This window comes from Mesorhizobium sp. HAY1-8B, from assembly GCF_056868045.1.
Map to the genome: position 1 here is coordinate 6,234,497 of NZ_CP200321.1, position 24,081 is coordinate 6,258,577.

Sequence of the window (24,081 nt, forward strand, 5' to 3'; positions counted from 1 at the left end):
GCAGTCGGACGCACCTTATAGGCGAGCCCGCGAAAAGGAACAATGCAAGAACAGGAGGGAATAGTTGATCCTGACACTCACTGACGGCGTCTTCGCCGTCAGTGTATTGCCATGACGCGAGTGCTCAGATCGGGCCGCTCAGCGTGTTGCAGTCCGACAGCTTGCCGCTCTTGTAGCCGCGCGCCAGCCAGGTCTGGCGCTGCTGCGAGGTGCCGTGGTTGAAGCTTTCCGGCACGACATAGCCCTGCATCTTCTTCTGCAGCGTGTCGTCGCCGATCTGCTTGGCGGCGTTCAGCGCGCTTTCGATGTCGCCCTGCTCCAATATGCCCTTCTGCGCCGTGTAGTGAGCCCACACGCCGGCGAAGCAATCGGCCTGCAGTTCGATGCGCACCGACAACTGGTTGGCGTCGGCTTCGCTCATGCCTTGCCGCATTTGATTGAACTTGGACATGATGCCGGTCAGGTTCTGCACGTGGTGGCCGACCTCATGGGCGACCACATAGGCCCGGGCGAACTCGCCGGAAGCGCCGAACTGCTGATCGAGTTGCTGGAAGAAGGTCATGTCGAGATAGACCTTGTGGTCGCCGGGACAATCGAACGGCCCCGCGGCCGCCGAGGCAAAGCCGCACGCCGAACGCACCTGGCCGGAAAACAGTACCAGCTTGGGGTCCTCATAGGTCAACCCTTGCGACTTGAAGATGCCGGTCCAGGTGTCCTCGGTCTCGGCCAGCACGGTCGCGACGAACTGCTTCATCTCGTCATTGGCGGGTGCCGTGCCGCTGTCCTGGCCACCGCTGTTGTCAGTGATCTGGCCGCCACCGCCCGGCAGCAGGCCACCATCGCCTCCGCCCAGGATCGCCGAAGGATCGAAGCCGAAATACCATCCGGCCAGCACCACCAGGATGACCAGGAAGATGCTGCCGCCGCCACCGGTGCGACCGCCAATGGGGAGACGGAACTGGCCGCCGCCGCCGATCCCACCACCGCCGCTGTCGCTGCGGTCGTCCTCGATATTGTCACTCTGACGACGGCCTCTCCAGAGCATGGCAACTCCTCGCGCTGCAAACTTCCCCGTTGCTCCGGCAGGCCGGCTCAACCCAACAAACAATTAGCCCAATGGTTGCACCAAGTCACAGCATTTTTCGAGGCCGCCGGGGTGCCTGGCATGGTGCTCTGGCCGAGAGCCCGCAAGGCCTGTAGCATCGCCAGCAAACCGGGGGCGTGCGAGGCTTGCAGAGGGTCGGTCAATTCCTGTCGCTGCTGGCAGCGCTGTTCTGCCTTGGCCTGCAAGGCGCCGGCGCGGTGACGCTGGATTCCAGCGTTGCCGTCACCGACCCGGCCACCTTGCAGGCACTTGAGCGAGGCGGCCTGTCGATCAGCCGGCTGCTCGGACCCGCGCTCGGTCTCACCCGCGACGTCGACAATCACGGCCTGTTTTCAGTGCCGGCGCTGGCCACGGTGCGCGACACGGTCAGGCAGGAGATATCGGACGAACCGAAGACCAGCCCCGACCCCTATGTCGCGGCCATGGCCAGATCGGGCGACACCAGCCAGAAGTTCAACCCCAGATATATCGACGATGACGGCTCGACGCTCGACCTGACCGGCGTCGTCAACCGCATGGATCGCGGCTATCTCGGCCACACCGAATGCGGCGAGATCAGGCTGATCTACCGCTTCCACTATTCGGTCGCCGAAAAGCCGGCCAGGGGAAAGGTCGCGCAGCGCATCTCGTCGCGCCTGCCGCTGACCATGAGCCTGGTGTTCAATGCCAAGCCGACGCGAGCGCAGGCCCGTGCCTCGAGGGATTTGCCACGTGCCGCCGACGTATCCTGCGCCGAAATCGCACAGCGCTGGCTTGTCGCCGGCCAGAAGGACCTGCCGCCCGAGCAGTTGGCGGCCTGGCTGCGTTCCGATGAAGGGCCGTTGTCCGGCGCGATGCTGAATTCCTCGCAGATCATGCGGCTCGAACTCAACATGCAGGTGCTGCGGCTATCGGCCTCGACGCGGCGCGATTTCGGTGGCCATGCCGAATATCTCCTGAAAATCTTCAAATGGGACCCGGCGACCTCGAGCTTCCACGAAGCGAAGATGGAGAACCAGATCGACCGCGCGACAGTGCTGGCCGACGTCAAGTCCTTCGCCAAATGGCTGCTCACCGACCGCAACATCTACGACCTCGACCATGGCCGGCTCGTCATCGACGAGAAGTTCCTGAGCAAGAGCGCCGTATCCGTCGCGCCCGGAGGGTTGAGCCGCTCGCAGAACAACATCGCCTATGGGCTGGTTGACGACGCTGATATCGACAAGGCGCTGCGGGACTATGTCGCCCGGGGCAACACGCTCGCCAGCATAAAGTCGGTGGCCGGTTTCAATCTGCGGCTGAACGAGATGAGTTGCACCGGCTGCCACCAGACGCATGGCATTGCCGGCTTCCACTACACCGGCGCCGACCCCGCCAGTGAACCGCGGCGCAACGCCGTCTTCGTGCCAGGCTCGGCGGTGTTCTTCGCCGACCTGCCGCGCCGCCGCGCCATCGTCGAGCAATTCGCCGCCGGCGGCCATCCGGATTTCACCAGAGGCTTCGCTGCTCGTCCGGATCAGAAATATGCCGAAGCGCTGGAGGGCACCGACCTGTACAATGGCTGGGGCTCGATCTGCTATCGCGGCGAGGACGCTAGCTTCAAGGACTGGACCTGTGGTGCCGGCCTGCGCTGCGCCGGCGTCCATGAAAGCGCCATCCATCCGGGCTTCGGTACTTGCGTCAGCGAGAAGGGCACCGCGGTCGGCGATCCCGTCGAGTTCGGCCAGATAAGAATGTCGACATGGGGCAACGACCAGTATTGCCGCCTGTCGCCGGCCACCGCCAAGGCATGCGCCATCGACCCCGCGCGTGACAAGAAACCATTGGTCAAGCTCGCCGGCTACGGCGCCGCGCGCCAGCGCTACGACAACCCCGAACAGAAGACCGGCGGCTTTCCCGGCGGCATGCTGCGCAAGGCGACCTGCGACAGGCTTCCCGACGAGGCGACATGCGGTCGTCTCGCCAAGACCGGCTTCAACGACTGCGTCGCATCCGGCAAGGACCACAAATTCTGCACCAGGGAATTCACCAAGACCGCCGGCCTGCGCGCCTGCGACAAGGCGCATCCCTGCCGCGAGGACTATATCTGCACCGCCGGCTACGACGACCTGCCACAGGCCAAGCCCGGCGAAGGCACCTGCATCCCGCCCTATTTCATCTTCCAGTTCCGCGTCGACGGCCACCCCAGAAGCTGGGTGCAGGATGTGCGGGAGTGAACATGCCGGCGCCTTGACGCCGGCCCGGCCTCAGCCCTTCTGCTTGGCGCCGGCACTCTTGCCGTCGGAGCTTTTCGAGCGCTCCTCGAAACGCGCGGCGCCCTTTTTCAGCGGACGGCCGGTTTCGGCCTCGGTCTTGCGCTCGTCCTTCGCGGCCGCCTGTTTCAACCCTTTGGCGGCTTGCTTGCCCTTGGCGGTCGGTGCTTGTTCAACGCCCATTGCTTCCTCCCTTGGTGCGACATCAGGAGCAACGTGCGTAAGGTGCGGTGGTTCCGGCGGCCGTCCGAGAACGGCTAAGCGGCCTGGAGCGGTTCAGCGTTTCACGGAATCGCAGAACCGCTCCAGCTATTTGTTTTTACGCAATTCCCAAGGGCAAGCGCTACGCGCTTGTCCCGGGAAAACCGTTACACACTTTTCCTGGAATTGCTCTAACGCGGCGCGGTCATGGCCTTGCGAAATGCTTCCAGCGTCTCGGCGCTGACATGGTGCTCGATGCCCTCGGCATCGATGCGCGCCGTTTCGGCGCTGACGCCCAGCGAACGCAAGAAGGCTTCCACCGTCTGGTGGCGGATGCGGCTTTCTTCCGCCACCTTGCGGCCGGCATCGGTCAGGAACACGCCGCGATAGGGTTTTCTCGAAACGAGCCCGTCGGCGCACAGTCGCGTCAACATCTTGGCCACCGTGGGCTGGGCGACGCCGAGCCGTGCGGCGATGTCGACCTGGCGCGCCTCGTTGCCGTCCTCGATCAGGTCGGCGATCAGCTCGACATAGTCCTCGACCAGCGCGCTGCGGCGCGCTTCGCGCGTCTGCCTGAACCCTTCCGAATGGACATCGGCGTCGGGCAAGGGCTCGCGCGGAACCGGTCTGTTCTTCAGCGCCAATGCGCGCTCCTCCTCGGGAGTTTGGCCGTCGCGGCTTTTATAGCACGGGCTCTGATTCTTCAGGCCGTTTATTTGCATTCCCCCACAGGCGCAACCGGTGTTTCCGATTGGCGCTTGCACACGCACTTCGGAGCGTCCGGCAAAAAGCACCGACAATGAAATATAGCCTATTGCATAATGTTGAGCCATGACATAGGTTACGGATATCCTCCGGACGTCGCGGAAAGCCTTTCCATGTCAGAAACAGAAGTTACAGCCACCCGGTCCGAATGGCGGTTCGCCGGACGGGACGAGGACGATCAGCCCAGCCTGCGCGAGGTCAATTCCTCCGTCGCGGTGCCGAATTCCGGCGTCTGGTTCCGCCGTCTGTTCGCCTTCATGGGCCCCGGCTACATGGTGTCGGTCGGCTATATGGATCCCGGCAACTGGGCGACCGACCTCGCCGGCGGTGCCCAGTTCGGCTACACGCTTTTGTTCGTCATCATGCTGTCCAACCTGATGGCGATACTGCTGCAGGCGCTGGCCGCACGCCTTGGCATCGCCACCGGCCGCGATCTCGCCCAGGCCTGCCGCGCCTATTATCCGCGCCCGGTCAATTTCGTGCTGTGGATCGCCTGCGAACTCGCCATCATCGCCTGTGACCTCGCCGAAGTCATCGGCACGGCGATCGCATTGCAGCTGCTGTTCGGCATTCCGCTGATCGGCGGCGCCATGCTCACCGCTCTCGACACCTTCCTGGTACTGCTCCTGATGAACAAGGGGTTCCGCTATCTCGAAGCCTTCGTCATCGCGCTTTTGATCATCATCTTCAGCTGCTTTGCCATCCAGATCTTCGTCGCCGCCCCACCTGCCGGCACGATCTTGCATTCTATGTTCGTGCCGTCCTCGGAAATCGTCACCAACCCGGCGATGCTTTACATCGCGATCGGCATCATCGGCGCCACCGTCATGCCGCACAATCTCTACCTGCATTCCTCGATCGTGCAGACCCGCGCCTATGAGCGCACGGAAAAAGGCAAGCGCGACGCCGTCAAATGGGCGACGATGGACTCCACCATCGCCCTGATGCTGGCGCTGTTCGTCAACGCCGCCATCCTGATCGTGTCGGCTGTCGCCTTCCACAATACCGGCCACCAGGATGTCGCGGAGATCGGCGAGGCCTTCGAGTTGCTGTCGCCGCTCCTGGGCCTGGGCATCGCCTCGATCCTGTTCGCCGTGGCACTGCTTGCCTCCGGCCTCAACTCGACGGTTACGGCGACGCTTGCCGGCCAGATCGTCATGGAAGGGTTCCTGCGCCTGCGCATCCCCAACTGGGCCCGGCGGCTTCTGACGCGTGGCCTCGCCATCATCCCGGTGGTGGTCGTCACCGCGCTCTACGGCGAAAAGGGCACTGGCCAGTTGCTGGTGTTCAGCCAGGTCATCCTGTCCATGCAATTGCCCTTCGCGGTCATTCCGCTGGTACAGTTCGTCTCCGACCGCAAGAAGATGGGCAGCCTTGCCATCCCGCGCGCCGTGGCGGCCCTTGCCTGGGTGGTCGCCGCGATCATCCTGGTGCTCAATTTCAAGCTGCTCTACGACACGATGTTCGGGGTCGGCTAAGGTTCCCCCGGATCGCGAGACAAACCGCCAAATCGCGCTATCTTGGCGCCATGAGCACGATAGAAGATATCAGGAGATTCTACGCGCGGCTGATGGCGGCCAATGCCGCCTCATCGGATCCACGCCTGGAGGAAGTGTTCACCACTGTACCGCGCGAAGCCTTTCTAGGCCCTGGGCCGTGGACGATCGTCGCCGGCAACGGCAAGGTCACCACGCCGAGCGCCGACCCCGCCCACATCTACCAGAACGTGCTGGTGGCGCTCGATGCCGACAAGGGCATCAACAATGGCGAGCCCTTCCTGCACGCCGCGTGGATCGGAAAACTGGCGCCAAAACCCGGCGAGACCGTCACGCATATCGGCGCCGGCACCGGCTATTACTCAGCCGTACTGGCGAGGCTGGTGTCACCTGGCGGCACCGTCACCGCCTTCGAACTCGACGGCAGACTGGCCGATCTGGCGCGCAAGAATCTCGAAGCCTATGGCAATGCGACTGTCGTCCATGGCGATGCCGTGACCATGCCCTTGCCGCCATCCGACATCATCTATGTCAACGCCGGGGTCGTCGCCCCTCCAGCCGGATGGCTGAAGGCATTGCGCCCCGGCGGCCGCATGATCTTCCCCTGGCGCCCGGCCGAGCGCGTCCCGCTGGCGGTGATGGTGACCCGCACCCAAAAGGGCTTCGCCTGCGATCCCTTCATGCGCTCCTGGTTCATCCCATGCTTCGGTGCCTCGGTTGCGGATCTTGCGGCGAAGATCCCGACCCGCGAGCAAGCCACGCGCAGCCGCTCGATATGGCTGACGAGCGACAAGGCGCCGGACCGCACGGCCACGGCCATCTTCGGCGACGTCTGGTTCTCATCGAAAGATCTCCGCGCCAAACCCGGCAACTGACGGATCGATGGGCCGGCTTGTCCAAAATTTCGCGACCCCTGTCGGGATGGCCGCGGGCGGTCCGTCCTTGGGCCATGCTCCGGCCGTGACGGCGTGGATGGAACAAGGGAGAGACCAATGAGAAAGATCATCGCCGCCACCTTCGTCAGCCTGGACGGCGTCATGCAGGCGCCGGGCGGGCCGGAGGAGGATCCCGTCGGCGGCTTCAAGTTCGGCGGCTGGACCTTCCATTACTTCGACGAGGTGGGAGGCGCGGCAATGGAAGAACTCTTCTCCAAACCCTTCGCCCTGCTGCTCGGCCGCAGGACCTATGACATCTTCGCCGCGTACTGGCCGTATCAGAAAGATCCGATTGCGGATGCATTCAACCCGGCGACCAAATATGTGGCGACGCATCGGCCTGACACCCTCATTTGGCAGAACACGCAATCGCTTGGGCCCGACATCGTCGCGACACTGCGCCGCCTCAAGCAGGAGGATGGACCTGACCTCCTCATCCAGGGATCGGGCAACCTGATCCAGACCTTGCTCGCCAACGGGCTGATCGACGAAATCCGGCTGATGATCTTCCCGCTGCTGCTGGGCAAGGGCAAACGGCTGTTCGGCGATGACGCCATGCCGGCCGCCTTCAGGCTTGCCAAGTCGCAGACCTCCAGCACCGGCGTCATCATCGCGACCTACGAACGATCAGGCGAAATCGAGGTCGGCTCCTTTGTCACCGGGGAGCCGTCCGACGCCGAGCTCGAGCGGCGCAGGAACTGGAAATAGCGGGACCCGGCGTTGGCACCTTTCCTCTTCCCCGATCGACGGGGGCGAGGAAACCTAGTGCTGCTTGGTCTCAAGCCGCGACAGGCCGTCGCGCCAGTCCATCGCGTATATGCCGCGCGAATTCCTGCGCCGCCGGCCCGACGCCGTGCCTTGGCAAATGCAGGTTGATCGAAAAATTCGGCAGCGGCGGCAGGCCGGTCTCGAACGGCAGGATGTCGAGATCGGCCGGCACGGTCGAAGCGAGCCACGTGGTGACGGCAAGGTCGGAGCGCACGGTCGCCGTCGTCGCGTCGATATTGCCGTTCTCGAACACGGTGCGCCATTCCAGCCCATGCTCGTTGAGCGCCGCCAGCACCACCGGCCGGAAGGCGCAGGTGTCGGCGACGATCGACACCGGCAGCGGCCGCTTGGCGCGCGCAGTGCCGCCTCTGGCGCCGACCCAGACCAAGCGGTCGATGGCCAGGCATTCGCCTGATGTCGGGCCGACCCGCTCCTCGATCACCGCAAGGTCGATGGTTCCGGCCGCGAGCGCTGACGCCAGTTCCGGCGACGAGGCGCAGACCAGCGAGATCTCGACCTGCGGATAGGTCTCGGCATAGGCCTTCAGCACCGGCGCGAGCAAGGTTCCGACCAGATCGTAGGGCACGCCGAGCCGCACCTGCCCGGCGACCGCGGAGCCCGCCATCTCCGCCCAGATCTCGTCGTTGAGGCTGAGCAGGCGCCTGGCCTTGTCGAACAGCCGCTCGCCCGACCGCGTCAGGCGCAGGCCGCGCCGGTCGCGCTCAAACAGGCTGCAGCCGAGCGTCTCCTCCAGCCGCTTCACCTGCTGGCTGACGGCGCCCTGCGTCAGGTGCAGCACATTGGCGGCCGCCGTCATGCTGGCCTTGTCGGCGACGGTGACGAAAGTGCGTATCAGCGCCGTATCGAGATTGCGGATCATATCGGCATTATAGATGCTAATGCCTGATATCACAAACATTGCATTTACTGATGCCGGCCCAAGCCTACCATGGGGCCTCCGAGAAGGACGCCCCATGCTCCAGCCCATCCTGCCGCTCATCCTGTTTGCCTTCGTGGCCACGGCCACGCCTGGTATCGCCACAACCTTGTCGACTGCCTCGGGGGCGCAGTTCGGTTTTCGCCGGTCCGTTCCGCTGATGATCGGCAGTGCCGCCGGCCTCGCCACCGTGACAGGCGCAGCCGCCGCTGGGCTCGCCGGCCTGCTGCTTGCGGTCCCTTCGCTGCAACTGGCGATGAAGATCGCCGGCTCGCTCTATCTTCTTTGGCTGGCGGTCAAGATCGGTCGCGCCGGGCCGCCCAATCTCGACGTGAGCATGGCCAGGCCGAACAGCTTCCTGGGCGGCGCCGGCATCCAGTGGATGAATCCCAAGGGCTGGGCGATGGGGCTGGGTGCGGCGGCCTCGTTCGCCGCCTTGGCCGACGGCCCGGGACAGCTTGCCCTGCTGCTCGGCTCGACCTTCGGCCTCACCGCCGCCATCTCGCTGTCCGTCTGGTGCCTCGCCGGCATGGTGCTGGCACGGCTGCTCAAGACCGAGTGGCAATGGCGCGCGCTCAACATCGTGCTGGCGCTGGTGCTGGCGGCGTCGATCATCCCGATGTGGCGATCGGCGTGAGGCGATGGCCCAGTTCCACGCCCCCATAGAATGGGAGCGAGGAACCCAAGCCTTGCTGCCTCAAGCCGCGTAGCGGGCGGCCGGCTTGCCGGCGTGCAGGCTGCCATAGAAGGCTTGCCGGGCACCAAGGAAAGTGTCCAGCTTGCCGGCATCGGCAAGAGCGGGCACGGTGACGGCTTCGCCCCTGGCCAAGCCGACAAGCGCCGCATCGACCATATCGTCGGCGGACATGACGATTTCCTTCGGGAGCTGGTCGATATCGCTGCCGGCAAGTTCCCAGAAATCGGTCCGGGTCGCGCCCGGCAGCACCACCTGCACCTTCACATTGGTGCCCGCGACCTCGCGGTGCAGGGCCTCGGTGAAGTTGACGACATAGGCCTTGGTGCCGCTGTAGATGCCGCCGAACGAGGTCTCATAGGCAAGCACCGAGGCGATATTGACGATGGCGCCGCGGTTGCGAGCCAGAAGACCCGGCAGCACGGCACGGGTCAAACGGGTCAAGGCGATGACATTGACCTTGATCATGCGTTCGGCCGCGTCGGCGTCGGCCGTCGCCACCACCTGCTGGCCGCCAAGGCCGGCATTGTTGACGAGCAGCGTCACGCTGTCGTCGGCCGATATCAGCCGCTCTACACGGCGCACGTCCTCGTCATCGGACAGATCGGCTGTGATGAAGCTGACCTTGCGATCGTAGGCGTAGCGCAGTTTCTCAGCCAGTTCCTCGAGCCGGTCGGCGCGCCGCGCCACCAGAACCAGGTCGTAACCCTGCCCAGCCAGCCGGTCCGCATAGACCGCGCCGATGCCCGATGAGGCGCCGGTGACGACCGCCGTGCCCTTGTTTACCTGTCCACTCATTGTCCTGTCCTTCTATCTCGAACTGTTCGCTTCGACCTTGTCGCCGGCACCGTGGACGTCAGCCCTCACCTTGCCGGCAAGCCGTCTGATTGATTTAGTGGTATATGCCACTATCGGCAAAATAGGCATATGCCACTATCTTGTCAATGAGCGCATCCGGGATTATTTGTCAGGCGGCAGCCGGACATCATGTCTGCGCCGCCGAGGGAACCGTCATGTCGAAAGAGGCCCTGCCCGGACTGTCGCTCTGCAACAACGCCATGCTGCGTCGCGCGACGCGCAAGATTGGCCAGTACTACGATGACGTACTGGCGCCCTCGGGCCTGAAAGCCACGCAGCAGGGCCTGCTCTATCAGATCCACATCTCCAACGAACCGGCGATGGGCGCCATTGCGTCTGCCCTGATCATGGATCTGTCGGCGCTCGGCCACACGCTGAAGCCGCTGATCCGCGACGGCTATGTCGAGACCTTCGCCGATCCGGCCGACCGCCGCATCAAGCGGGTGCGGCTGACGCCTCAAGGGTTGGTCAAGCTCGATGAGGCGATGAAGCTGTGGCGGGTGGCCCAACAGCGCTTCGAAGACATGGTCGGCAAGGAGAAGGCAGCGAAGTTGCGCGCGGCGTTGGATGATATTTCCGCGCTGGATTTTGATTTTCCGCCAGCCAGCTGAGCTGGCCGGCGGGTTCAAGACAGGTTCTACTCAGCCGGCATCGCGACCGGCCGTGCCGCCCATCGGCCGGCCAGCACGATGCCGAGCCCGATCAACGGGAAGGCGGCGGCGACCAGGCCGAGGTCGGCCGGCGCGCCGTAGCGCAGCACGCCACCGCCGACCACCGCGCCCAGCGCCACGCCGAGATAGAGCGCCGAACCGTTGAGCGACAGCACGATCGGGGCCGCGTCGGGCGCCAGCTTGATGATGCGGCTGGCCTGCGCCGGCGGGAAAGCCCAGCCGACGATGCCCCACGGCACCATCATCGCCATGAGCGCCGGGCCGGCAATATGCTGCGGCAGGAAGGTCGGCACGACCGACAGCATCACCAGCATGGCCGCGCTCAGCGCCAGCGACCAGCCTACGGTGCGCGTGGCGCCGAAGCGGTCGGCCGCCTGGCCGCCGGCGATGTTGCCGATGACGGCGCCGACGCCGAAGGCGAGCAGCATGCCGGGCAGCGCGATCTGGCTGAGGCCGGCGCCTTCGATGGCAAGCGGCGCGACATAGGCAAAGACGGTGAAGGCGCCGGTCAGCGCCAGCAATGTCGTCACCAGGATCGGCATCACGCCGGGCCGCATGGCCGCCGCCAGCCGGCGCCTGAGCGGCAGCCTGGTGCCGACGATGCCGCGCGGCAGCCGGTACCACAGGATGGCGCCGGCAAGCGCGCCAAGCCCGGCAATGGCATAGAAGGTGCCGCGCCAGCCGGCGACCGCCGCGACCAGCGCGCCAAGCGGCGCGCCGACGGCGACGGCGACGGTGGTGCCGCCGACGACGACGGCGATGGCACGCGCCCGGTGATGGTCATCGACCAGCGCCACCGCCGTGCCCTGCGCGGTCGCGGCGAACAGGCCGGAGGACAGCGCCATGATGATGCGTGCTGCCAACAGCACTTCGAAGGATGAGCTCAAGGCGGCGACAACGTTGCCGATGACGAAGAACACCAGCGTCCACAGGATGACGCGGCGCCGGTCCCATTCGCCCGTCAGCGTCGCCAGGATCGGCGTGCCGACCGCATAGGCGAGCGCGAAGGCGGTGATCAGCGAGCCGGCGAGCGGGATGGAAATGCCGGCATCCCTGGCGATGTCGGGCAGAAGGCTGGAGATGACGAAGCCTTCGGTCGAGATCGTGAACGATCCGAGCGCGAGCCAGAAGAGCCGCTTGTCCATGGCAGGTGTCCTTAGTTCAAAAGTTATTGAACAATTGGACATAACAGGTCATGATGTCAATGAAGCCAGGGGAAAATAGCTGAACCATCCTGACAGCCCTGTGTCAGCACGGATCCCAGGACGGAGAAACACTGTGCACGGCCACGGCGGGACAGACGCGTTGAAATCGGCCCGAACCGTGCTTAGGTTCCAGCCATGACCTTGCCACACCCCAATACGGACCAGATCAGCCTGCCCATCGTGCTTGGCGTGCTCGGAGACCCGACGCGGCTGGCTATCGTGCGCTATCTCGCCAGCAAGGAAGGCGTGCCGCTGAACTGCAGCCAGTTCCTCGACCTCGCCTCCAAGACCAATCTCAGTTACCACCTTGCCAAGCTACGCGAGGCCGGCGTCACCCGCGCCGAAGTGGCCGGCACCAACCGCATGATCACGCTGCGCCGCGCCGACCTCGACGCCCGCTTCCCCGGCCTGCTCGACAGCGTCATCGCCGCGGCCGTGGACGACCCGGCACTCCCGACGGTCGGCGGCCACGACCTCGAAGTACCGGCCTGAATCACGACGCGGCGTTAACAGCCAAGGCAAGGAAGCGCCGACTGCGGCCGCTTCGCGGCCACCTCTTCCCCGATCCGCGAGGGAGAGGAAACGCTGCCTCACCACCGGAGCCTCCCCATGCGCATTGCCGTCCTCGCCGATATCCATGGCAACGTCCTGGCGCTGGACGCCGTGCTGGAGGATCTGCGCCGGCGTGGCGGCGCTGATCTCGCCGTCAATCTCGGCGACAGCGTTTCCGGCCCGCTCTGGCCTCGCGAGACGTTTGCCCGGCTTGAGGCGCTGAACCTGCCGACGGTGCGCGGCAACCACGACCGCCGCGTCGCCGCCGATCCCGCGGACGAGACCATGTGGGCGTCCGACGTCTACGCAAAGGAGCGGCTGACCGAGGCGCAGCGCCAGGTTCTCTTCGCCCAGCCGCTGACGCTGGAGATCGCGCCAGGCATTGTCGCCTTCCACGCCCGGCCCGACCATGACGAGAAATATCTGCTCGACGCGATCGTCGATGGCCAACTGGTGCGCGCGCCGCTGGCGGCGATCCGGCGGCGGCTGAAGACACTCGACCCCGCCTGCCGCATCGCGCTCTGCGGCCACAGCCACCGCCCGGAGCTGATCCGCGTCCCCGGCGGTCCCGTCATCTTCAATCCGGGCAGCATCGGCTGCCCCGCCTATGATGATTCCACCCCGCCCGCGCATGTTTCCGAACAGGGCTCGCCGCATGCGCGCTACGGCATCGTCACATTGGGCGGCGAAGGCCGGCCCGACCGTTTCGAGGCCATCGCCGTCGACTATGACCATGAAGCGGCGGCGCGACAGGCCGAACAGGCGGGACGCCCGGAATGGGCCCACGCGCTCAGAACCGGCTTCATGCCGTAAGCATCCCTGCACGGTCAAATCCGCGATCCTGAGCCATAAACCTGCACCGCCGCTGGGGCTTTGGAAGCAACGGCGGGGCTCCTCCCGCCGGACCAGCACCATGGCTCGTTTGAATTTTCGGACTTACATGGCGGCGCTTCGTCCCTTATAAAACCGGCCGGGTACGCGGCGGAACCGCCACGGCATGGTGATTTGAGTATCGGCGCACGGCCAAATGAAGAGGCGCACAGTTACGCTCCGAAAAAGTTTGCATGCGCTGATTGCGGCTCCGTTGCTGATGGCGGCGTGGCCGGCTGTCGTGCCTGCCCAGGCCGAAGAGGCGCCGTTCATCTCCATCGTCACCGGCCTCGCCCCCGACGACCTGCTCAATATCCGCGCCAAGCCATCGGCGATCGGCAAGACCGAAACCCGCCTGGCTGCCGGTGCAAGCGTCAGGAACCTTGGCTGCAACGACATTGACGGGCACCCATGGTGCAAGGTTGTATCGGACAATCCCAAAGCCACCGGCTGGGCGCCCGCGCGCTACCTCGTGCCCGTCAATCCGGCAACCGTGCCCAGCCCCGACCAGGCAGCGGATGCACCACCAGCCGCTCCCGATGCGGCCATGCCCGCCGCCGGCGACCCAGCCGCGGCGACACCAACCGCCGCCCAGGCATCGAGCAGCGGCACGCCGCCGCCCGACCTGACGGCAAGGCTGGGCGGCGTGGCCCAACCCGTGGCCGAAGCTCAGGTGAAATCCGCCGCCACCATCGCCATGCAGGATGCCTACGGCCTGGCCCTGGCGGCGAGTGAAACGCCGTCGACCGGGGAAATAATCCCGGCCCCCGACGGCGATGCCGGTACGGCGGACAGCGGCTCGGCGGCGGGATCCGCTCCCGTTCCCACGCCGCGGCCGGAATCCGCCGATGCCGCGCCCGCCCTCGACACGCAGACCGTTGCCGAACTGCCGCCGCGGCCGGCTTCCCTTGCCCCGGGCGGTGGCCTCGAGATCCCCTGCTCCCGCTATTTCGGCCAGCCGATGGAGCGCTGCGCGGCGACCGTCGTGCACAAGGGCGCCGACAAGGCCGACATCATCGTGATCTGGCCCGACGGCGGCAGCCGCGTCATCTCCTTCGACGCCCGCCTGCCGGCCGGCTCGAACGGACACAGCGAATTCCGCTACACACGCGAGGGCAGCCTGAACCTGATCCGCATCGGCGTCTCCGAACGCTTCGAGATCACGGACACGGTGGCGTTTGGAGACTAGGGATTAGGCAGTAGGCAGTAGGGAATAGGCAGTAGGGGCATACGCTCGAGGCGCTTGAAGCTCCCCTGCTGTCTATTGCCCAATCCCTACTGCCTTCTTCGCATTTTCGGGGTTACATCCGCCAAAACTCTTCCCTATAAGGCCCACCTAGCCTGATACCAGAATCGCGAGCACAACCGGCCGGGTCTTCCCGTCCCGGTTTTTTGTGCAAGCCGCCCGCCAAACGGAACTTCGCCATGCCAAGACGCACTGACATCAAGTCGATCCTGATCATCGGGGCCGGCCCCATCGTCATTGGCCAGGCCTGCGAGTTCGACTATTCCGGCACCCAGGCCTGCAAGGCGCTGAAGGAAGAGGGCTTCCGCGTCATCCTGGTCAATTCCAACCCGGCCACCATCATGACCGATCCGGAACTGGCCGACGCCACCTATATCGAGCCGATCACGCCCGAGGTGGTCGCCAAGATCATCGCCAAGGAGCGGCCCGACGCGCTGCTGCCGACCATGGGCGGCCAGACCGCGCTCAACACCGCTCTGTCGCTGCGCCGCATGGGCGTGCTCAAGCGCTACAATGTCGAGATGATCGGCGCCGACGCCACGGCCATCGACAAGGCCGAGGACCGCGCGCTGTTCCGCGAGGCGATGAGCAAGATCGGCCTGGAAACGCCAAAGTCGATGCTGGCCAACGCCACCGACGTCAAGAACGCCGACCGCAAGACGCACGAGGCCGAGCGCGCCGCACTCAAGGCCGAGAAGCCGGAAAACCTAGACGCCGCGCTCGACGCGCTGGAAACCCGTTGGAACCTCGGCGAAGGCGACCGCAAGCAGCGCTACATCAGCCACGCCATGGCGATCGCCGCCCAGGCGCTCGACCATGTCGGCCTGCCCGCCATCATCCGCCCCTCCTTCACCATGGGCGGCACCGGCGGCGGCATCGCCTACAACAGGGCCGAATTCTACGAGATCGTCCAGTCCGGCCTCGACGCCTCGCCGACCACCGAAGTGCTGATCGAGGAAAGCGTGCTCGGCTGGAAGGAGTACGAGATGGAGGTCGTCCGCGACAAGGCGGACAATTGCATCATCGTCTGCTCGATCGAGAACATCGATCCGATGGGCGTGCATACGGGCAATTCGATCACCGTCGCCCCTGCCCTGACGCTCACCGACAAAGAGTATCAGATGATGCGCAACGCCTCGATCGCGGTGCTGCGCGAGATCGGCGTCGAGACCGGCGGCTCCAACGTGCAGTTCGCAGTCAACCCGGCCGATGGCCGCCTTGTCGTCATCGAGATGAACCCGCGCGTCTCGCGCTCGTCCGCCCTAGCCTCGAAGGCGACCGGTTTCCCCATCGCCAAGATCGCCGCCAAGCTCGCCGTCGGCTACACGCTGGACGAGCTGGAGAACGACATCACCGGCGGCGCCACGCCCGCCTCCTTCGAGCCGTCGATCGATTACGTCGTCACCAAGATCCCGCGCTTCGCCTTCGAGAAATTCCCCGGCGCCGAGCCGGTGCTGACCACCGCCATGAAGTCGGTCGGCGAAGTCATGGCCATCGGCCGCACTTTTCAGGAATCGCTGCAGAAGGCGCTGCGCGGTCTCGAAACCGGCCTCACCGGTCTCGACGAGATCGAGATCCCCGGCCTCGGCCACGGGGCGGCAGTTGCCAACCATGCCGACGACCGCAACGCCATCCGCGCCGCCCTCGGCACGCCGACGCCCGACCGGCTGCGTATGGTGGCGCAGGCGATCCGCATGGGCACGTCGCTGGAAGACGTGCACGCCATGTGCAAGATCGACCCGTGGTTCCTCGAACAGATCGCCGGCATCCTGGCCATGGAAGCCCGCATCCGCGAGCACGGCATCCCGCAGGATGCGGTCAATCTGCGCATGCTAAAGGCCATGGGCTTCTCCGATGCCCGCCTCGCCTCGCTGACGAAGACCGACGCCGAAGTCGTTCAGAAGATTCGCGAAAAGCTCGACGTTCATCCAGTTTACAAACGCATCGACACCTGCGCGGCCGAGTTCGCCTCGCCCACCGCCTATATGTACTCGACCTATGAAGTGCCTTTCGCCGGCGCACTCGCCAACGAGGCCCAGGTCTCGTCGCGCAAGAAGGTCGTCATCCTCGGCGGCGGGCCGAACCGCATCGGCCAAGGCATCGAGTTCGACTACTGCTGCTGCCACGCCGCCTTCGCGCTGCGCGATGCCGGCTATGAAGCGATCATGATCAACTGCAACCCGGAGACGGTCTCGACCGACTACGACACGTCGGACCGGCTCTATTTCGAGCCGTTGACGGCGGAGGACGTGCTGGAGATCCTGCGCGCCGAACAGGCGTCGGGCGAACTGGTCGGCGTCATCGTCCAGTTCGGCGGCCAGACGCCGCTGAAGCTCGCCGATGCGCTGGAAAAGGCCGGCATCCCGATCCTCGGCACCTCGCCCGACATGATCGATCTGGCCGAGGACCGCGACCGTTTCCAGAAGCTGTTGCACAAGCTCAACCTCAGCCAGCCGAAGAACGGCATCGCCTATTCGGTCGAGCAGGCCCGCCTCGTCGCCGGCGAACTCGGCTTCCCCCTGGTGGTGCGCCCCTCCTATGTGCTGGGCGGCCGCGCCATGCAGATCATCCATGACGAGGGCATGCTGCAATCCTACCTGCTCGACACCGTGCCCGGCCTGGTGCCGGAGGACATCAAGCAGAAATACCCCAACGACAAGACCGGCCAGATCAACACGCTTCTGGGCAAGAACCCTCTGCTGTTCGACACCTATCTGTCGGGCGCCATCGAGGTCGATGTCGACTGCCTCTGCGACGGCAAGGCGACCTTCGTCTCCGGCATTCTCGAACACATCGAGGAGGCCGGCATCCATTCGGGCGACTCGGCCTGCTCGCTCCCAGTTCACTCGCTGCCTTCCGAACTGGTCGACGAGTTGGAGCGCCAGACGGCGGCCCTTGCCCGCGCGCTCAATGTCGGCGGCCTGATGAACGTGCAGTATGCGATCAAGGACGGCACGGTCTATGTGCTGGAGGTCAACCCGCGCGCGTCGCGCACCGTGCCCTTCGTCGCCAAGACCATCGGCCGTCCCATTGCGAAAATCGCCGCCCGCATCATGGCCGGCGAGACGCTGGAAGACGCCTTCGCCCATTACGGCGCCATGCCCGATGCCCGCAATCCCGGCCATATCGCGGTCAAGGAAGCCGTCTTCCCCTTCGCCCGCTTCCCCGGCGTCGACATCCTGCTCGGCCCGGAAATGCGCTCCACCGGCGAGGTCATGGGCCTCGACCGCGACTTCGCGCTCGCCTTCGCCAAGAGCCAGCTCGGCGCGGGTGTTGATCTCCCCCGCGCGGGCACGCTGTTCGTCTCGGTGCGCGACGAGGACAAGAAGGGCATATTGCCGGCGGTCAAGCGCCTGGCCGGCCTCGGCTTCAAGGTGCTGGCCACCTCGGGCACGCAGCGCTTCCTCGCCGAAAACGGCGTCGTCGCCGAGAAAATAAACAAGGTGCTGGAAGGCCGCCCCCACATCGAGGACGCCATCCGCAACCGCCAGGTCCAGATCGTCTTTAACACCACGGACGGCCAGAAGGCGGTGTCGGACTCCAAGTCGCTGCGGCGGGCAACGCTGATGCAGAAGGTGCCGTATTACACGACGCTGTCGGGTGCTGCGGCGGTAGCGGAGGCGATCGCGGCGCTGAAGGCGGGGAGCCTGGAGGTCAGGCCGCTGCAGGAGTATTTTGCTTAGGGATGACGACCGGCGCGTCCGACCTACTTCTCTCTCCCTGTGGCAAATTTCACAGTGTTCTTTCCTTCCCTGGCGTTCGGATATAGCTTCCCAAAATGCCCGCGAAGCACACCCATGATAGCACGTATATCGATGCAGCTGCGTACGCCTTGAAGCAGCTTCAACGCCCAGCGTCAGCGCTTGAAATATGCCACTTTCTGAGATCAAATCCAAAGTTCGAGGGACGGATAGTTGGTGTCACGCCTCAGAAGACGATCCAAGCAAGGATAGCCACCGACATCAAGAAGAACGGACCTAACTCACGTTTTTTCCGAACAGCACCAGCAATATTTGCGCTAAGACAGCTTTCCGAACAGGGAAAATACAAGCCGGCTCCCAAGCGAATTTACATCGGGTTTAATCGATCACGTCAATTGGACAATTCGGCAATTTGCTCTATTGATTTAGAAACTACGAAATTCCGGCCCAGCGCAGGATTTTCAGAAGCTGAGCATATTCCATTGCGCTTCTTCAAACACCTACCCCTTCGCTATATGCCTCGGCGAGAAGCGCTGCAGAAACAGAATATAATAGTAATTAATACCTTCATATCTATCTTACACAATAATCAAGTTTTGTGCTTTGAGCCGACGTCATACATCCAAGATAATGAAAAAATAAAAAATAAGGACACCATCGGAATAACTGGATACCTATACCAAGATGATGCAGATTTATTTGATGAGACTGGTATAGGATTCAAAAACGCCGTCGCTAGGGAGTTCTACGACTTCTTCCATTTTTTATATAAAGACGCTCACAAGCTCATAAGCTCAGTGCGCTATGCGGGCGTGCTGTATGATGACTTTTCTGATGAGCGAAAGATGCGATTGGCCCTCGTTTCCTTAGTGCGAACCTCCGAAAAATTGGATACTGATAACATAAAACTCGGAGTCAAAAATATGCACTGGAAGTGCTACGATGAGATTCCGAACAGTTTTTTCAAGTTCGAGCCATGGTCCCAGTATGTTTTTCGCATGCTGAACGAGAACGCCTTTGATCGACACAAGTAAAAGTATTTATTTGTCTTTTTTAAATAGAGAGCTGGCGTTCATACGCAGGAGGAGTTTTTCGGAAGAAGAGTACATAAAATTCATCAAGACGTGCTCTATGATGAACGAAGCAGAAATTTATGCCTCATTCGCTCAGGCCCATGAACTAGGCAATAGTTCACGGACGTTCGCTCACCTCGTAGGTGAGCTTTCACGAACAGGTCAGTTAAAGCTTATAAATGCAGAGCCAGATTTCCACGTTTTCTTGGAAAAAAGGCGAGACCTGTACTCGATAGACCGACAAAAATACCAAAATTACTTCGCCAAAAGTCAACCGCTGGAGGGCGTATATGAACGATCACAAAAACTACACACGACCGATCATATTAAAGGTCAGCTGATAAGCGCTCTAAATCCATACAGTGGCTCAAACTTAATTAGCTCCGATGAAAAGGCTGTATTAAGGAACAATGAGAGCTTTCTTCGAGACCAACTTCCGGACCCAAAGGTCGCAGCCACATTTTCTGTATACGAGAAGATACTTCTTGCCAAAACAGATAAAGATGCACGGTTGATGGGAGAGATATCGACGCGGCTTTTTTGCAATCATTACACCACACAACACAGCCTGATTTCCCCAACAGGGATATACAATGATCCACTTATAGAGGATTTTGAATATTTCCCTCACTTTGACGTCAATGTCAATTTCTCGTTTCTCTCAAAGCTTGGGTTAGACCCCCTTGTTATACATAGGCATTATGAAAGGGATTACCTGCGCTTTGTAAGCGACAGAAAGTACTATTCTTTTTGCGAGATGAAGAGACTTTTCTTCAATACCATGATTAATTTTCTGAGGAAACGGAAGGAGGACATCGGGCACTGTGAGCCATATAAGAAATTCATTAGGGGCTTTAACTTCATCCTACCCGGAAGAGCTTACTCGTTTGAGCCGGAGCGATTTGCTGAAATTATTACAACATCGCTGTCTAAAGCAACCGAGAACAGCGAGGAAATCGCCGCAGCACTCGGAAGAGATGGATTGAAGAGTATGGAACGTAATCGAATAGTTATATTTACCGCGACAGATGTAGAAGACGAAGTTGTATATTCTGAGTTGTTGTCCGCTGGGTACAAGCCAGGCGGGACTGATTTTTTCGAGGATGTCGCGTTTAGTATCTACACTTACTATGACACGATACACATATATCATGTTCGAACGAGTGCCGGATCGGGTGGCGTTCACGGAAGCACTATTTCGTCGCTCAAATTTCTTGCAATGCCAAATTTGGACTACGCAATTTCCGTGGGTATTTGTTTTGGAATCGACGCAACCAAACAAAAGCTCGGAGACGTGATCGTCTCTGACAGCGTGTTGCCGTATGAGCTGGCGGCTGCTCGCGGTGGAACACTGCAGCCTAGGGGTATCCCAATCCCATCTGACAACCTGGGCGTAACTTACGCTAGAAGCGCGCGTGCTCAATTCCGTGACGAGTTTGGTATCCACGTCGGCCCGGTTCTATCTGGCGAAAAGCTAGTAGATGATCCGGATTTCAAAAAGAAATTGACCTCGCTCTTTCCGAGAGCCATCGGTGGGGAGATGGAGTGCGCTGGCTTAGCCGCGACATCTATGGATAGAAGAATTCCTTTTGTAATGTTCAAAGGCATTTGCGATTTTGCGGAAGCAAAGGACGACAAATATCAGGAGCTTGCGGCCAAAAACGCGTCTCGTCTCGCAATCGGAATGATAGGTTCTCGCTGGTCGAAGAAATAGAAGCAAGATTCTTGGCCCTTGGCTCACCCGACCGCCACGCACTCAATCTCGATATCGAACTCCATCGGCCATGACGCCACCGGCACAAACGTCCGCGACGGCGGGTTGACGCTGAAATACCGCGCATAGACCCGGTTGATGGCGTTGTAGAAGCCGGAATTGACGGCGTAGATGCGCACCATCACCACGTTTTCCAGCGTGGTGCCGGCCGCTTCCAGGCAATGTTTCAGCGCCTTGAGCGACGCCTCGGTCTGCACCTCGATGTCGCCGCGCACCATCTCGCCGGTCACCATGTCCACCGGCGGCGTCGCCGAGATGAACACGAACCCATTGGCCTTCACCGCCGTCGAGCACGGCAGGCCGAGCGCCCGCACCTTGTCCGACATCACAGGCACTTCGATGACTTCCTTCTTCATGGCAATCTCTCCGTTTGCGGGGAGCTTATCGCGCTACCGGGCGAACGCCAGCGCCGACGCATGGTCCAGGGGTCAAGCCACCGCCACGCACTCGATCTCGATATCGAACTCCATCGGCCATGACGCCACCGGCACGAAGGTCCGCGATGGCGGATTGTCGGGAAAATGCCTGGCATAGACCCGGTTGATGGCGTTGTAGAAGCCGGAATTGACAGCATAGACGCGCACCATCACCACGTTTTCCAGCGAGGTACCCGCCGCTTCCAGGCAATGTTTCAGCGCCTTCAGCGAGGCTTCGGTCTGCACCTCGATGTCGCCCTTGACCAGCCTGCCGGTCGCGATATCGAGCGGCGGCGTGCCGGACACGAAGACCAGCCCCGCGCCCCTGGTCACCAGCGACAACGGCACGCCGAGCGCGCGCACGGCCGCCGACAGCACCGGCACTTCGATGACTTCTTTCTTCATGGTGATGCTCGCTGGGTTGGCAGGGAGCTTATCATTGGCGGAACGCCAGCGCAGTTCTTCCCTTCTCCCCTTGTGGGAGAAGGTGGATCGGCGCGATAGCGCCGAGACGGATGAGGGGTGTTCCAGCGGAGTGAGGCGTTGGTGTTCCCTGGAACACCCCTCATCCGTCGCCTTCGGCGACACCTTCTCCCACAGGGGGAGAAGGAAGGCCAGCGCTCACCCCTGCCCCGGATACGGCGTGCCGTCCTTGTGCAAAAACCGCCCATCCGAACTCGGGCTCATCATGTCGATGTCGGAGCACGTGATGACATCGTCCGGGTTGCGCGAGCCGACCTCGAGGTAGCGGGCTGTAACCGACGACCGGTTGATCATGTGATGGCCGTTGCCGCTGTTCTTGGCGAAGGCAGCACTGTCGCCCGCCTTGAGCAGCGTCTCGCCGCCATCCTCAACCAGCGTCAACTCGCCTTCCAGCACATAGACGAGTTCATCCTCATGGCTGTGCCAGTGGCGCTGGCTCGACCAGCCCCCGGGCGGGAGTGTCATCAAATTGACGCCGAAATCGCTGAGGCCGCCGGCATCGCCGAGGCGCCGGCGGGTGCGGGTGGCGCAAGCGGCATCGAAGGGCGCGGGGTAACCGGAACCTTGGCGGACGGGGACGGATGCGAGGTCGATCTTGGGCATGGGTGCTCCCGTGGATTAGTGGGGGAAGTCTATGGCACTGCGGGCGCCGGCACAGAGCCACTTTGCGGCAGCGGGTTTGCCAGGCTATTGCAGCCGTCGGAGATTGGCCGAAGCGCCCCCAGCTTCGTCATCCTAGGGCGTAGCAGCCGCGGAGCGGCGTCGCGGAGACCCTGGGATCCATGCCGCGACATCCACGAGAGGCACAGCGGCGCAGAATTCTGCACCGCTGCAACGCACAGGAGTCCCGGCATGGATCCGCGGGGTCTGCGCCGCGTCGCTTCGCTCCTTGCTTCGCCAGTGGATGACGAAGCGAGGGTTGGCTCAGCCAGTCTCGGCACACGGTCTCACCCGCGCGCCCCTAGTGCACCGCCGCCAGATCCCTGACAGTCATCTCATGCATCTTCAGCGTCGCCAGCGTCCTCTTGGCGAACTCCTTCAGCGCCGGGTCGTCGCCGGACTGGGCGTAGGTGGAGAACATCGCCACCGCCTGCTTGTGCGCCTGCATCTGCAAGGTGATGTATTTGGCCTGGAAGGCGTCGCCGTCCAGCGCCTCGAGTTGGTCGAGCATCGCCTGGTCGTTCGGCAGCAGCGGCGGACCTTCGGGCGTGACGGAAGCCGTGGTCTGGCTCGTTTCCAGCGCGGCCTTGAAATCCTGGCCGGCCTTGGTGTGGTCCTTCACCATCAGCTCGGCGAAAACCTTCACATCGGCCGCTACGCCCTTCTTCAAGGCCAGCTTGCTGCTCTCGATCTCGAAGCGGTTGGCGCTGACCAATGCCTTGGTGAAAGTATCGGTGTCGACCTTGTTCTCCGACACGGGCGGCACGCCGGTGGACGGCACCGCCTGCTGGGCGAAGGCCGAAGGCGCGCCGACCACAAGGGCCAGCATGGCGATGGCAAGATGCGGTCTCATGATACTCTCCATGTCGGTGCCCTCGAAGGCCCAACGCGGCAGAAGCGGTGAGGTTGCCCCCGCAGCGTCCCTTCTCCCGTGCGGGAGAAGGGTAAACGGCGGCCTCACGCCTGCAGTGTCACCTCGCCCTCGTCCTCGCCATCCCAGTAATGGGCGCGAATGGCCTCGATCTTGATCATGGCAAGCCCAGGCGTGTCGGTGCCCTGCTCGAACCATTCGTCGATGTCCTCGTTCCAGTGTTCCTCGAACGCCGCCTTGTCGCGGATGATCTCGGCCTTACCCTCGACGGCGACCCAGAAACCATCGTCGCCCTTGAAGGCCAAAGATACGTTGGCGTCGCGCTCGATCTCGGCCACTACCTCCGACTTCTCCCAGGTGAAGTAGTAGGACGAGCCGTCATAATCGACGTCCTGGTTGTTGCTCATCGGCCGGCCGGCGATGGCGCCGCCTTCGGAATGGGTGGACAGCATGGCGACATCGATGTCGCGCATCTTTTCGGCAATTTCGGCAAGGTTTCGGTCGGGCATGGTGTGCTCCTGTCAAAGGGGTTGGCTAGGGCAACGTGCGATCTCCCCTTTGGTTCTCAG

The 24,081-nt window shown here is 62.7% G+C and carries 23 protein-coding genes; 12 read left to right on the forward strand and 11 right to left on the reverse strand.

Annotated features, from left to right (window positions below; genetic code table 11):
- Positions 1-124 precede the first annotated feature (124 nt).
- Complete coding sequence (gene ypfJ / locus AC1VON_RS29940) at positions 125-1,045, reverse strand: KPN_02809 family neutral zinc metallopeptidase (protein ID WP_483125847.1); 921 nt, start codon at positions 1,043-1,045, stop codon at positions 125-127.
- Positions 1,046-1,230: 185 nt separating this feature from the next.
- Between ypfJ and AC1VON_RS29945 the strand changes: the two genes are divergently transcribed.
- The gene (locus tag AC1VON_RS29945; protein WP_483125848.1) at positions 1,231-3,300 is read left to right on the forward strand and encodes a hypothetical protein; all 2,070 of its coding nucleotides are present in this window, start codon (positions 1,231-1,233) and stop codon (positions 3,298-3,300) included.
- 30 nt (positions 3,301-3,330) lie between these two features.
- Here the strand turns inward: AC1VON_RS29945 and AC1VON_RS29950 are convergent, their stop codons facing one another.
- Both AC1VON_RS29950 and mntR read right to left on the reverse strand, forming a co-directional pair.
- Positions 3,331-3,519 (reverse strand): hypothetical protein, encoded by a 189-nt coding sequence (locus AC1VON_RS29950; protein ID WP_056578647.1) that lies wholly within the window; start codon positions 3,517-3,519, stop codon positions 3,331-3,333.
- A 209-nt stretch (positions 3,520-3,728) separates the two neighbouring features.
- Positions 3,729-4,181: a manganese-binding transcriptional regulator MntR gene (gene mntR / locus AC1VON_RS29955; RefSeq protein WP_056578997.1), complete on the reverse strand. Its 453-nt coding sequence runs from the start codon at positions 4,179-4,181 to the stop codon at positions 3,729-3,731.
- A gap of 234 nt (positions 4,182-4,415) precedes the next feature.
- Here mntR and AC1VON_RS29960 point away from each other — a divergent pair, with 234 nt between their 5' ends.
- The 3 genes from AC1VON_RS29960 to AC1VON_RS29970 all read left to right on the forward strand — a co-directional run bounded on the left by AC1VON_RS29960 (position 4,416) and on the right by AC1VON_RS29970 (position 7,441).
- Entirely contained in the window at positions 4,416-5,780 is a 1,365-nt protein-coding gene (locus AC1VON_RS29960) for an Nramp family divalent metal transporter (RefSeq protein ID WP_483125849.1), read from the forward strand.
- Positions 5,781-5,830: 50 nt separating this feature from the next.
- Positions 5,831-6,673 (forward strand): protein-L-isoaspartate O-methyltransferase family protein, encoded by an 843-nt coding sequence (locus tag AC1VON_RS29965; protein WP_483125850.1) that lies wholly within the window; start codon positions 5,831-5,833, stop codon positions 6,671-6,673.
- Positions 6,674-6,790: 117 nt separating this feature from the next.
- Positions 6,791-7,441 carry a dihydrofolate reductase family protein gene (locus AC1VON_RS29970; RefSeq protein ID WP_172349054.1) on the forward strand — a complete coding sequence of 217 codons (651 nt, stop codon included), beginning with the start codon at positions 6,791-6,793 and terminating at the stop codon, positions 7,439-7,441.
- Positions 7,442-7,511: 70 nt separating this feature from the next.
- On the opposite strand, the gene AC1VON_RS29975 is transcribed toward AC1VON_RS29970, so the two are convergent.
- Entirely contained in the window at positions 7,512-8,381 is an 870-nt protein-coding gene (locus AC1VON_RS29975; protein WP_483125851.1) for a LysR family transcriptional regulator, read from the reverse strand.
- 94 nt (positions 8,382-8,475) lie between these two features.
- Here AC1VON_RS29975 and AC1VON_RS29980 point away from each other — a divergent pair, with 94 nt between their 5' ends.
- Entirely contained in the window at positions 8,476-9,075 is a 600-nt protein-coding gene (locus tag AC1VON_RS29980; RefSeq protein WP_483125852.1) for a LysE family translocator, read from the forward strand.
- 60 nt (positions 9,076-9,135) lie between these two features.
- On the opposite strand, the gene AC1VON_RS29985 is transcribed toward AC1VON_RS29980, so the two are convergent.
- Entirely contained in the window at positions 9,136-9,930 is a 795-nt protein-coding gene (locus AC1VON_RS29985) for an SDR family NAD(P)-dependent oxidoreductase (RefSeq protein ID WP_483125853.1), read from the reverse strand.
- A 215-nt stretch (positions 9,931-10,145) separates the two neighbouring features.
- Between AC1VON_RS29985 and AC1VON_RS29990 the strand changes: the two genes are divergently transcribed.
- Positions 10,146-10,601: a MarR family winged helix-turn-helix transcriptional regulator gene (locus AC1VON_RS29990; protein ID WP_483125854.1), complete on the forward strand. Its 456-nt coding sequence runs from the start codon at positions 10,146-10,148 to the stop codon at positions 10,599-10,601.
- A 26-nt stretch (positions 10,602-10,627) separates the two neighbouring features.
- Here the strand turns inward: AC1VON_RS29990 and AC1VON_RS29995 are convergent, their stop codons facing one another.
- On the reverse strand, positions 10,628-11,806 hold the full coding sequence (locus AC1VON_RS29995; protein ID WP_483125855.1) for an MFS transporter: 1,179 nt from the start codon (positions 11,804-11,806) through the stop codon (positions 10,628-10,630).
- A gap of 195 nt (positions 11,807-12,001) precedes the next feature.
- Between AC1VON_RS29995 and AC1VON_RS30000 the strand changes: the two genes are divergently transcribed.
- From AC1VON_RS30000 to AC1VON_RS30025, 6 genes are all read left to right on the forward strand, one after another.
- Positions 12,002-12,358: an ArsR/SmtB family transcription factor gene (locus AC1VON_RS30000; protein WP_483125856.1), complete on the forward strand. Its 357-nt coding sequence runs from the start codon at positions 12,002-12,004 to the stop codon at positions 12,356-12,358.
- Between the two features lie 117 nt (positions 12,359-12,475).
- On the forward strand, positions 12,476-13,231 hold the full coding sequence (locus AC1VON_RS30005) for a metallophosphoesterase family protein (RefSeq protein WP_483125857.1): 756 nt from the start codon (positions 12,476-12,478) through the stop codon (positions 13,229-13,231).
- Positions 13,232-13,445: 214 nt separating this feature from the next.
- The gene (locus AC1VON_RS30010) at positions 13,446-14,477 is read left to right on the forward strand and encodes an SH3 domain-containing protein (RefSeq protein WP_483125858.1); all 1,032 of its coding nucleotides are present in this window, start codon (positions 13,446-13,448) and stop codon (positions 14,475-14,477) included.
- A 236-nt stretch (positions 14,478-14,713) separates the two neighbouring features.
- Positions 14,714-18,217 (forward strand): carbamoyl-phosphate synthase large subunit, encoded by a 3,504-nt coding sequence (carB, locus tag AC1VON_RS30015; RefSeq protein ID WP_483125859.1) that lies wholly within the window; start codon positions 14,714-14,716, stop codon positions 18,215-18,217.
- 95 nt (positions 18,218-18,312) lie between these two features.
- Positions 18,313-19,269, forward strand: coding sequence for a hypothetical protein (locus tag AC1VON_RS30020; protein WP_483125860.1), 957 nt, complete (start codon positions 18,313-18,315; stop codon positions 19,267-19,269).
- On the forward strand, positions 19,253-21,022 hold the full coding sequence (locus tag AC1VON_RS30025) for a 5'-methylthioadenosine/S-adenosylhomocysteine nucleosidase family protein (protein ID WP_483125861.1): 1,770 nt from the start codon (positions 19,253-19,255) through the stop codon (positions 21,020-21,022). The genes AC1VON_RS30020 and AC1VON_RS30025 overlap by 17 nt, the downstream gene beginning before the upstream one ends.
- A gap of 23 nt (positions 21,023-21,045) precedes the next feature.
- Here the strand turns inward: AC1VON_RS30025 and AC1VON_RS30030 are convergent, their stop codons facing one another.
- The 5 genes from AC1VON_RS30030 to AC1VON_RS30050 all read right to left on the reverse strand — a co-directional run bounded on the left by AC1VON_RS30030 (position 21,046) and on the right by AC1VON_RS30050 (position 24,021).
- Entirely contained in the window at positions 21,046-21,438 is a 393-nt protein-coding gene (locus AC1VON_RS30030) for a RidA family protein (protein ID WP_483125862.1), read from the reverse strand.
- A gap of 72 nt (positions 21,439-21,510) precedes the next feature.
- Positions 21,511-21,903: a RidA family protein gene (locus AC1VON_RS30035; RefSeq protein ID WP_483125863.1), complete on the reverse strand. Its 393-nt coding sequence runs from the start codon at positions 21,901-21,903 to the stop codon at positions 21,511-21,513.
- Positions 21,904-22,119: 216 nt separating this feature from the next.
- Positions 22,120-22,584, reverse strand: a complete 465-nt coding sequence (locus AC1VON_RS30040; protein ID WP_172349040.1) for a cupin domain-containing protein — start codon at positions 22,582-22,584, stop codon at positions 22,120-22,122.
- A gap of 358 nt (positions 22,585-22,942) precedes the next feature.
- A complete protein-coding gene (locus AC1VON_RS30045; protein WP_483125864.1) occupies positions 22,943-23,494 on the reverse strand; it encodes a DUF4142 domain-containing protein in 552 nt (183 codons plus the stop codon).
- A gap of 104 nt (positions 23,495-23,598) precedes the next feature.
- On the reverse strand, positions 23,599-24,021 hold the full coding sequence (locus AC1VON_RS30050; protein WP_483125865.1) for a pyridoxamine 5'-phosphate oxidase family protein: 423 nt from the start codon (positions 24,019-24,021) through the stop codon (positions 23,599-23,601).
- Positions 24,022-24,081 lie beyond the last annotated feature (60 nt).